General features: G+C 51.7%; 13 protein-coding genes. All 13 read right to left on the reverse strand.

Annotated features, from left to right (window positions below):
- Nucleotides 1-3: 3 nt before the first annotated feature.
- Nucleotides 4-333 carry a 50S ribosomal protein L24 gene (gene rplX, locus QME66_03885; GenBank protein MDI6808109.1) on the reverse strand — a complete coding sequence of 110 codons (330 nt, stop codon included), beginning with the start codon at nucleotides 331-333 and terminating at the stop codon, nucleotides 4-6.
- The gene (rplN, locus tag QME66_03890; GenBank protein ID MDI6808110.1) at nucleotides 334-702 is read right to left on the reverse strand and encodes a 50S ribosomal protein L14; all 369 of its coding nucleotides are present in this window, start codon (nucleotides 700-702) and stop codon (nucleotides 334-336) included. It lies immediately after the preceding gene.
- Between the two features lie 87 nt (nucleotides 703-789).
- On the reverse strand, nucleotides 790-1,047 hold the full coding sequence (gene rpsQ / locus QME66_03895; GenBank protein ID MDI6808111.1) for a 30S ribosomal protein S17: 258 nt from the start codon (nucleotides 1,045-1,047) through the stop codon (nucleotides 790-792).
- 21 nt (nucleotides 1,048-1,068) lie between these two features.
- Entirely contained in the window at nucleotides 1,069-1,305 is a 237-nt protein-coding gene (gene rpmC, locus QME66_03900; protein MDI6808112.1) for a 50S ribosomal protein L29, read from the reverse strand.
- On the reverse strand, nucleotides 1,305-1,727 hold the full coding sequence (gene rplP, locus QME66_03905) for a 50S ribosomal protein L16 (protein MDI6808113.1): 423 nt from the start codon (nucleotides 1,725-1,727) through the stop codon (nucleotides 1,305-1,307). Before rplP ends, rpmC begins: the two co-directional genes overlap by 1 nt.
- Nucleotides 1,699-2,412 carry a 30S ribosomal protein S3 gene (rpsC, locus tag QME66_03910; GenBank protein MDI6808114.1) on the reverse strand — a complete coding sequence of 238 codons (714 nt, stop codon included), beginning with the start codon at nucleotides 2,410-2,412 and terminating at the stop codon, nucleotides 1,699-1,701. Before rpsC ends, rplP begins: the two co-directional genes overlap by 29 nt.
- A gap of 83 nt (nucleotides 2,413-2,495) precedes the next feature.
- Nucleotides 2,496-2,843, reverse strand: coding sequence for a 50S ribosomal protein L22 (rplV, locus tag QME66_03915; GenBank protein MDI6808115.1), 348 nt, complete (start codon nucleotides 2,841-2,843; stop codon nucleotides 2,496-2,498).
- 85 nt (nucleotides 2,844-2,928) lie between these two features.
- Nucleotides 2,929-3,216: a 30S ribosomal protein S19 gene (rpsS, locus tag QME66_03920; protein MDI6808116.1), complete on the reverse strand. Its 288-nt coding sequence runs from the start codon at nucleotides 3,214-3,216 to the stop codon at nucleotides 2,929-2,931.
- Nucleotides 3,217-3,219: 3 nt separating this feature from the next.
- Entirely contained in the window at nucleotides 3,220-4,044 is an 825-nt protein-coding gene (gene rplB, locus QME66_03925) for a 50S ribosomal protein L2 (protein ID MDI6808117.1), read from the reverse strand.
- Between the two features lie 8 nt (nucleotides 4,045-4,052).
- Nucleotides 4,053-4,343: a 50S ribosomal protein L23 gene (gene rplW / locus QME66_03930; GenBank protein MDI6808118.1), complete on the reverse strand. Its 291-nt coding sequence runs from the start codon at nucleotides 4,341-4,343 to the stop codon at nucleotides 4,053-4,055.
- Entirely contained in the window at nucleotides 4,340-4,972 is a 633-nt protein-coding gene (gene rplD / locus QME66_03935; protein MDI6808119.1) for a 50S ribosomal protein L4, read from the reverse strand. Before rplD ends, rplW begins: the two co-directional genes overlap by 4 nt.
- Nucleotides 4,973-5,021: 49 nt before the next feature.
- The gene (gene rplC, locus QME66_03940) at nucleotides 5,022-5,669 is read right to left on the reverse strand and encodes a 50S ribosomal protein L3 (protein MDI6808120.1); all 648 of its coding nucleotides are present in this window, start codon (nucleotides 5,667-5,669) and stop codon (nucleotides 5,022-5,024) included.
- A 99-nt stretch (nucleotides 5,670-5,768) separates the two neighbouring features.
- Nucleotides 5,769-6,089 carry a 30S ribosomal protein S10 gene (rpsJ, locus tag QME66_03945; GenBank protein MDI6808121.1) on the reverse strand — a complete coding sequence of 107 codons (321 nt, stop codon included), beginning with the start codon at nucleotides 6,087-6,089 and terminating at the stop codon, nucleotides 5,769-5,771.
- Between the last annotated feature and the right edge of the window lie 48 nt (nucleotides 6,090-6,137).

Genomic DNA, 6,137 nt, shown 5'->3' on the forward strand with positions numbered 1-6,137 from the left:
TCATCACTTTTGTCTTGAAATTGTCTCCCCGCAGATCTTGCAGAGTCTTTCTTTGGTTCCATCTTCCAGGGTATGGAAAGAAATCCTCACGCCCCTGTCGCATTTTGAGCAATAGAGGAGAACATTCGACGCGTTTATCGGAGCCTCTTTTTCAATGATTCCCCCCGGAGATCCCGGCCCCTTGGTCTTCACGTGTTTCTTGACAAGGTTCACCTTTTCAACAATGATCTTTCCATCATCCGGAAAGATCTTGAGTACCTTTCCTCTCTTTCCTTTGTCGTCCCCCGAAATGACGACGACTGAATCGTTCTTGGTAACCGCGGTCGAGGCCATCTAGATCACCTCTGGCGCAAGGGAAACGATCTTCATGAACTTTTTGTCCCTGAGTTCTCTTGCAACCGGGCCGAAGATTCTCGTCCCTCTTGGCTCGTTCTGTTCATCAATCAAAACGGCGGCATTCTCATCAAATTTCACGTAGGAGCCGTCTTTTCTCCTCATCTCTTTTTTGGTCCTGATTAGCACTGCCTTGGCGACATCGCCCTTCTTTATTGTCGCCCCCGGAATTGCGTCCCGGATTGAAACGACTATTATGTCCCCGATCCGGCCGTAACGCTTCTTGCTCCCGCCGAGGACCTTCACGCACCGGGCGATTCTTGCCCCCGTATTATCAGAGATTGTTATTATGCTTCTCGGTTGAACCACCGTGACACCCAGTTCTCTCCACGTTTCCGCACGAATTCAGATTGCCTAACTGCCTTCGCTGGCTTGCAAGGAGTTCCCGCCCGGCAACTAGTCAGCCTTTTTCACAAACTCCACAAGCCTCCAGCATTTTTCTTTACTCAGAGGCCTCGTCTCAGTGAACTTTATGACATCGCCTACCTTGCATTCGTTCTTCGCATCGTGCACTTTGAATTTCGTTCTTCTCCTGACATACCTTCCGTAGGACGGGTGCTTCACAAGCCGTTCAATCAGGACGACGGCGGTCTTATCCATTTTGTCACTTACGACCCTTCCTACTCTGACCTTCCTTTTCCCTCTTTCTGTCATAAGATTTGCCTCGACAGCTTCCTATTTTGCCTCGCCGTGAGTGGCTATTTTCCTTATTCCCAGTTGGGCTTCCTTCAAAACTGTCTTGATCCTGGCAATATCCCTTCGTGTCTCCCTGATCTTCAGAGAGTTGTCAAGCTGCTTCATCGAGTTTCTGAATCTCAGGTTGAAGAGCTCCTCACTGGTCCCCTTCAGTTTCTCCTGCAGCTCTTCAAGGGACATTTCCCTCAAACGCTCCGGTCTCAGCTCGCGCGGCATCATTTACCCCCCGTCTCATCCCTTGAGACGAACTTTGTTCTTATCGGGAGCTTGCTTGCGCCAAGAGCGAAGGCTTTTTTCGCCAGGTCTTCTCCAATCCCCTCGAGTTCGAAAAGAACTCTTCCGGGTTTTACGACTGCCACCCAGTACTCGGGATTCCCTTTGCCCTTTCCCATTCTTGTCTCTGCAGGTTTTATCGTTACGGGTTTGTCGGGAAAGATGCGTATCCACATCTTCCCGCCTCTTTTGATGAACCTGGTTATTGCCACTCTTGCGGCCTCAATCTGCCTGTTTGTCACCCAGGCAGGCTCGAGCGCTTTCAGGCCATACTCACCAAAGGCGACCGTCGAGCCTCTTGTGGCTTTGCCTTTCATTCTTCCGCGCTGCTGCTTTCTATGCTTGACTCTCTTTGGCACTAACATTGGATACTTCCTCGCTTGGAACAGGAGCAGGAACCTCGCGCGGCTCCGTTATCTTGGGCTGCTTGAGAATCTCTCCCTTGAAAATCCATACTTTCACGCCCACGCACCCGTACGTCGTATGAGAAGTGGCCCTGGCGAAGTCAATGTCCGCCCTCAGCGTGTGGAGAGGAACTCTCCCTTCCCTGTAGGATTCGGTCCTTGCCATCTCGGCGCCGCCAAGCCTGCCGGAGGACGTAATCTTTATTCCCTTCGTGCCGCCTCTCATTGCGGACGTAATCGCCCTCTTCATGGCCCTCCGGAAAGACACTCTCTGTTCCAGCTGCCTGGCAACATGTTCCGCAACAAGCTGGGCGTCCGTGTCAGGCCTTTTGACTTCCTCTATGTTCAGAGCAACCTCTTTCTTCGTGAGATGTTGAAGCTCATCCCGCAATTGATCAACCTGGGTCCCTTTTCTTCCAATGACCAGGCCCGGCCTTGCCGCATGAATCGTGACCGTAAACTTGTCTGATGCCCTCTCAATCTCTATCTTGGAAATCCCCGCCTGGGAGAGTTTTTTCTTGAGATATGACCTGAGGAGGATGTCTTCTTTAAGAAATGCAGTATAATCCTTCTCAGCAAACCACTTTGAATCCCAGGTCTTGACTATGCCGAGTCTCAGGCCGATTGGATTTGTTTTCTGACCCAAACTAACACCTCCATAGTGAACAACTGATGTCCCAATCCAACTTCAGCATCCCCTTGACCCCTTGACCCCCTAACCCTTGTCTCTCACCCTTTCGGCTCTCGCACATCGACTATGATCGTGATGTGACTCGTCCTTTTCAAAATAGGTGTGGCTCTTCCCTGCGCTCTCGGAAGCCAGCGTTTGAGCGTTGGGCCGGGTCCGACCCAGGCTTCTTTCACGAAAAGGGAATCCACATCCACCTTTCCTTCCATATTCACAGCATTCGCCACCGCAGATTTAAGAAGCTTGTTCAGAGTCTTTGCAACATACCTGGGCGTGAACTGAAGAAGACTGAGAGCAGAATTGACATTCTGTCCCCTTATCTCATCGAGAACCTGCCTGGCTTTTCTCGGCGAAACTCTCACATGTTTTGCAACAGCTCTTGCTTCCATTTCCCCCTGCTCCTGCAAACATCAGACTCAAGAACAAGAAACTCTGCGATCTATCTCCGAACTTCGATTCTCGGTTCCAGACTTCTCACTTCAGAGGCGCCGCGGCTTTTTCCACGTGAGCACCGTGAGCCCTGAAAACCCTTGTTGGGGAGAATTCCCCAAGCTTGTGCCCGACCATATTCTCTGTGATATAGACGGGAATGAACTTGTTCCCATTGTGAACCGCAAGAGTATGACCCACAAAATCCGGCGTAATAGTAGAGCGCCGGGCCCACGTCTTGATAACTCTCTTATCCCGGGTCTGATTCATCGCCGCAACCTTCTTCAGCAGTTTCTCATCAACAAACGGACCCTTTTTTACCGACCTTGCCACCTTCTACTTCCTCCTTTTCAATATGTACTTCGAAGAAGGCTTGTTCTTTTTCCCTGTCTTGTAACCCTTCGTGGGCACTCCCCAGGGAGTTACAGGGTGTCTTCCTCCCGAACTCTTTCCTTCACCGCCGCCAAGAGGATGGTCAACCGGATTCATTGCAACACCCCTAGTGATCGGCTTTCTCCCGAGCCATCTGGTTTTCCCGGCTTTTCCATAGACGATGTTCTCAAAGTCCAGGTTTCCGACCTGACCGAGGGTCGCCCTGCACTCTTCCTTGACCATTCTCACCTCGCCGGAAGGAAGCTTGAGATGAGCGAATCCGTTCTCTCTTGCGGCAAGCGATACAAAACTTCCTGCCGAACGCGCAAGCTGGCCGCCTCTTCCGGGCACGAGCTCAACACAGTGAACACTGGCACCCAGCGGAATCTCTTTCAGAGGAAGGCAGTTGCCGTCCCTTATCTCGGCGCCGGAGCCGGAAAGAAGCTTGTCCCCGACGGACACACGGAGAGGAGCAAGAATGTACCTTTTCTCTCCGTCGGCATAGCAGAGGAGAGCAATCCTTGCGGACCGGTTGGGATCATACTCAATTGCCTTCACTTTTGCCGGAATCCCATCCTTGTCACGCTTGAAATCCACCATCCGGTATTTCCTCTTGTGACCGCCGCCGATATGGTAAGAAGTGATATGGCCGTAGTTGTTCCGGCCGCCGGTCTTCTTGAGGGGCACGACGAGATTTTTCTCGGGTTTCGATTTCGTGACATCAGAGTAGTCAGCATCTATGCGATACCTGAGCGTCGGTGTAAGCGGTCTATGTTTCTTGAGCCCCATTTTCTCTCCTAGATCTGCTCAAAGATGTCGATTGTGTCGCCCTTCCGCAGCGTGACCACGGCTTTCTTCCAGTCCGAGCGCTTTCCCTGGAACACTCCCATTCTCTTTGTCTTTCCCACGACCTGGAGCGTTCTCACTCTTTCCACCTTGACTCCGAAAATTGCCTCCACGGCTCTCTTTATTTCTATCTTGTTGGAATCCCGGAAGACCTCAAACAGGTAATGATTCCCGCTGGTCCTGATTTGGGTCCCCTTCTCGCTGATCAGAGCCCGTCTGACTATTTCCCTAGGTTCTTTCAAGCTTCCCCCAGAGCCTCAATGAGTTTTGTCAATGCGTCCTGAGTAAAAACGACTGCCTCAGAATCTATAAGATCGTATGCATTGAGATTCGCCGCAAGTCTCGGCCTTACATGCGTAATGTTCCTGACTGAAAGACTGATATTCTTGTCCATGTTCCCGAGGACCAGAGTGCACTTCTTCTCGTCAAGTCCAAGGTCCTTGATTATCTTCACCATCTCCTTCGTCTTCGGAGATTCCAGAGTCAGACTGTCCAGGAGATAAATCGAATCTTCCTTTGCCTTGGCAGAAAGAGCGCACTTGAGAGCCAGCCGCTTGACCTTCGCAGGTATCGAGTAGCTGTAATCCCTCGGTTTCGGCCCGAACGCGCGGCCTCCGCCGACCCATACCGGAGATGTGTTCGTGCCGGCACGTGCCCTTCCCGACCCTTTCTGTCTCCACGGCTTCTTTCCTCCGCCGCTCATCGTTGACCTGGATTTGACTGAAGATGTCCCCTGCCTCTGATTCGCCAGATAGTTTCTGACATATTCATAGAGAACATGTTCATTCACTTCCACGCCAAACAAGGCGGGAGGCAAAGTGAACTTGCCCAGTTCTTTCCCGTTCATTCCTAGTTTCTTCAGTTCTGTCATGTTCGCATTCAAGACGGCTGTATTCAACCTGTCGCTGGTCACAGTTCGTTCAGGCTGCGCCCTTCTCCTCTCGTCGCTTGCTTACTTTCTCGACCAGAAGAAAGCCGTTCGAAGGGCCTGGAACTGCGCCCTTAACCCAAAGGAGATTTCTCTCCTTGTCAACCCCGATGACCGCGAGGTTCCTGATTGTAAGTCTTGCTCCACCCATTCTTCCCGGAAGCTTCTTTCCTTTCAGGACCCTGGACGGGAACGCGCTTGCTCCGATTGAACCGGGCTGCTTGTGAGTCGTGCACCCGTGTGTGTCATCGCCTCCTGAAAAACCATGCCTTTTCACGACTCCCTGGAAACCTCTTCCCTTCGTCGTTCCTGTGACATTGACAACAATTCCCGGCGAAAACATCTCAACCGTGAATACATCCCCCGCCTTGCCCTCTTCACCGGGATTAGTCCTCGCCTCTTTCACAAGTCTCTTTGGACTCTGCCCTGCACGCTTGAAATGTCCGAGAAGCGCTTTGGTTGTTCTCTTCTCTCTTTTCTCTGCAAAACCGAGCTGGAAAGCGTGGTACCCGTCCTTCTTCTGCTCTTTTCTCTGAAGAAGATAGCATGGGCCGGCTTCTATCACTGTCACAGGCAGAACCCTGCCTTGAGAGTCAAAGATCTGCGTCATTCCGACTTTTCTGCCAAGAAGACAATTCAATTAAACTCACTCCTTACGTTAGGAATCAGAACTTCCTCGCTCCCCCACCAGGATCGAGGAGGGGCGGCTACCCCGTCGAAAGACCAAGCTGCCAGAGTTCTAGACCTTTATTTCTATGTCCACGCCCGCAGGAAGCTCGAGCTTTGTCAGCGCCTCAAGAGTCTGCGGCGTAGAGCGGACGATATCAATGAGCCTCTTATGAACTCTTATCTCAAACTGCTCTCTGGATTTTTTGTCAACATGGGGGGAGCGAAGTACCGTGTACACCGTCCTCTTGGTCGGAAGCGGTATGGGACCGGCGACTTTAGCGCCTGTCCTCTTGGCGGTACGGACGATCTCCTCGCTGGAAAAATCCAGCATGGCGTGGTCGTACGACTTAAGCCTTATTCTTATCCTCTGTGTCTGTGCTGTCGTCGTCATTCTCTCTCTCTTATTCCAGGATTTCTACGACTACCCCTGCGCCTACAG

This window comes from Candidatus Eisenbacteria bacterium, from assembly GCA_030017955.1.
Lineage (GTDB): Bacteria > Eisenbacteria > RBG-16-71-46 > JASEGR01 > JASEGR01 > JASEGR01.